This window comes from Chitinivibrionales bacterium, from assembly GCA_014728215.1.
Classification (GTDB): domain Bacteria; phylum Fibrobacterota; class Chitinivibrionia; order Chitinivibrionales; family WJKA01; genus WJKA01.
Genome location: WJLZ01000214.1, coordinates 1 through 2556 on the forward strand (window position 1 = coordinate 1; position 2556 = coordinate 2556).

Genomic DNA, 2556 nt, shown 5'->3' on the forward strand with positions numbered 1-2556 from the left:
AAAGGTGTCTTATTCGGGGCGGGGTTATCCTTTCGTACTGAGGTTCTTCACTCGATCTATAATGAACCCGTACCATTGTTGTTAACGGGAAGAACAAAAAACAGTACACTCCGGGGTGATGATTCTGAGCTTTGCTTAAGAGCTGTGCTCAGAGGATGGCAGCTCTGGTATGATGACTCCCTGGTGGTCTACCATACGATCAACGAGAAAAGACTGAAGTGGGAGTACGTTCTCAACGCACGACGGGGTGGAGGCAAGGCAGCCATTTATTTGCTTCTTTATGAATACCTGCTGCAGAATAAACAAATACTAACATACACTGAGTTAGGGAGGGTTTTAAAATCAAAATGGCGTAAATTTTTTATGGGACTGAGTTCGGTGGCATCGATCTATCATGAAGGCAGCCCAAATGCTTCTTATTTTTCATATTTGCTCGGTCTCTCTGAAGAATATTCCAGAATAGATTCTGAGTTTTTCGACAGGACGGGAAGGGAATTAGCACAATATTACAAAATACCTCTTGAATCGATCAGTGATAACAAATATCAGCTCAAGAGAATTATCAAAAAAATGGCCCGTGTAATGGGGTACGAAATCATCAAAACCTGATTCGTTGGATCGTCTCTTGAAAAATTGCTTAATACTCGGCTCGGGAAGAAGCGGTACCAGCATGCTCGGGGGGGTTCTGTATGACGCAGGGTATTACATGGGCAGCGAGCTGTACAAGCCGCGGCCGACTAACCCGAAAGGCTTTTTTGAAGATAGATTGATAAACGAGATCAATGAAAGAATACTCGCTTGCTATGATCCTGAAAACAAATATGATTATGGCCAACGGTGGTTGATGAACCTGCCGCATGATGTTCAGGTTAACTATGTTGCAGCTCCTATTCGTCGACTTATCAAGACTTCAACCTCTCATGAGCCTTTCTGTTTTAAAGATCCGAGGTTTTGTTACACACTCCCAGTGTGGAAAAGTCTGATAAGTGAGCAAACAGTTTATCTCTGTATCTTTCGTTCTCCGAGCATAACGGTTAAAAGTATCATGAAAGAATACGCCCAGATGGATTATCTTGCGAGTCTTTACCTTGATGAAGAGAAGACTTATCAGGTATGGGCTGATATGTACAAACATGTGATTAATAGCAACAATGAAAAAGAGCCTGTGTATTTTTTTCATTACGACCAGATATTCGATGGCTCAGCACTTGATAAATTGTCGAAATTATTGGAAGTAAAGATCGATTTAGGATTTGTTGACCACAAATTAAAACGAACACAGGCACTTGATATAGATGTACCTGGAACTGTGCGTGAAATGTACATACAATTATGTGATCTTGCAGAGTATCATTCTAATCTGCAAGTTACCAACTCTAATCAGGATCGTCTTCACTACTACGAGGATTTGATAGATCTGAAAAACAACATAATTGAACATAAAACTGCAGTAATTAAGAAAAAAGAAAAAGAAATCTCATTTTATAGAAAAAGAAGTGTATTAAGTGCTATGAGATCTCTTTTTCGTATCTATAAAGGAGTGGCTAAAAAAATTGGTAGAAAACTGCATCGGTGGTCGGCCTAACTTAGATTGCCTGAGTAAAACACATTTATTTTATCAACCATAATATCTATATAATAATCCTTTTTCATGCTTTTTTTACATTCGCTTCCTGCATACTTCCTGAATGAACTGTCATTAACCATATGATTAAGTATTTCAGTCAATCCAATAACATTGCCTGCCTCTACGGAGAATTCATTTTTTCCGTCCAGCATAATATCATGTATCCCATCGACACGGTATACACAGCAGGGGAGGCCCGCGTCCATGGCTTCGAGCAGCGCACGTGGCAACCCTTCCCATAGAGAGGTCAGAACGAATATATCGGAGGCAGAAAGGATTTCTGCTGTATCTCGGCGCCAGCCCAGCAGGTGTACCCTTTCAGAGACTTGTAATTCAGCGGTCATTGTTTGAATTATCCCTCTCTCTTCACCATCACCGATTACAACAAATTGAAGTTTTTTTTCAGGGTTTTTCTTGACCAGTTCTTTTGCTACACGAACGAAATCACTCACGTTTTTCTGCGGCTTGAGGCAACTGATGTTGGTGATCAAAATGTCTTCACTCTTGAAACCGAGCTTTTTGCGAACTTCCAAACGGTCAACAGATTTTGCATTGTTGCGGTGTATGCCTGAGTTTATTACCGTGTACTGTGCTTCTCTGCCGATCCTGTGCTTTAACCCTGTCTGCTTTGTGTGATGGGATACAGCAATGAGTGCAGTGGTCACGAGGGCAGTAATCCGTTCTGACAGTACCAACAATGCCTTCTTTGCCGGTTTCTGAAAATCATTGAACCCGAATCCATGGAAGGTATGAATAATGACTGGCGTTCGAGCGAGAAAGGCAGCCCACCTTCCCAATATGCCTGCCTTGGAAGAATGGGTGTGCACGATATCGGGTTTCAATCTCCGCAGCAGTTGATACAGCTTTATAAGAGCAATGAGATCCCACACCGGACTGATTTCTCTCTTTAGTGATGGGACGAAATGCGT

The 2556-nt window shown here is 41.7% G+C and carries 2 protein-coding genes; one reads left to right on the top strand and one right to left on the bottom strand.

The annotated features are described in order from the left end of the window. The first annotated feature begins 706 nt into the window (after nt 1-706). Nucleotides 707-1585 (top strand): hypothetical protein, encoded by an 879-nt coding sequence (locus GF401_19640; GenBank protein MBD3347274.1) that lies wholly within the window; start codon nt 707-709, stop codon nt 1583-1585. Here GF401_19640 and GF401_19645 read toward each other — a convergent pair. Next, nucleotides 1582-2556, bottom strand: a 975-nt coding sequence (locus tag GF401_19645; protein ID MBD3347275.1) for a glycosyltransferase, incomplete at its 5' end; no start/stop codon positions are given. The two genes, GF401_19640 and GF401_19645, sit on opposite strands and share 4 nt — an antisense overlap.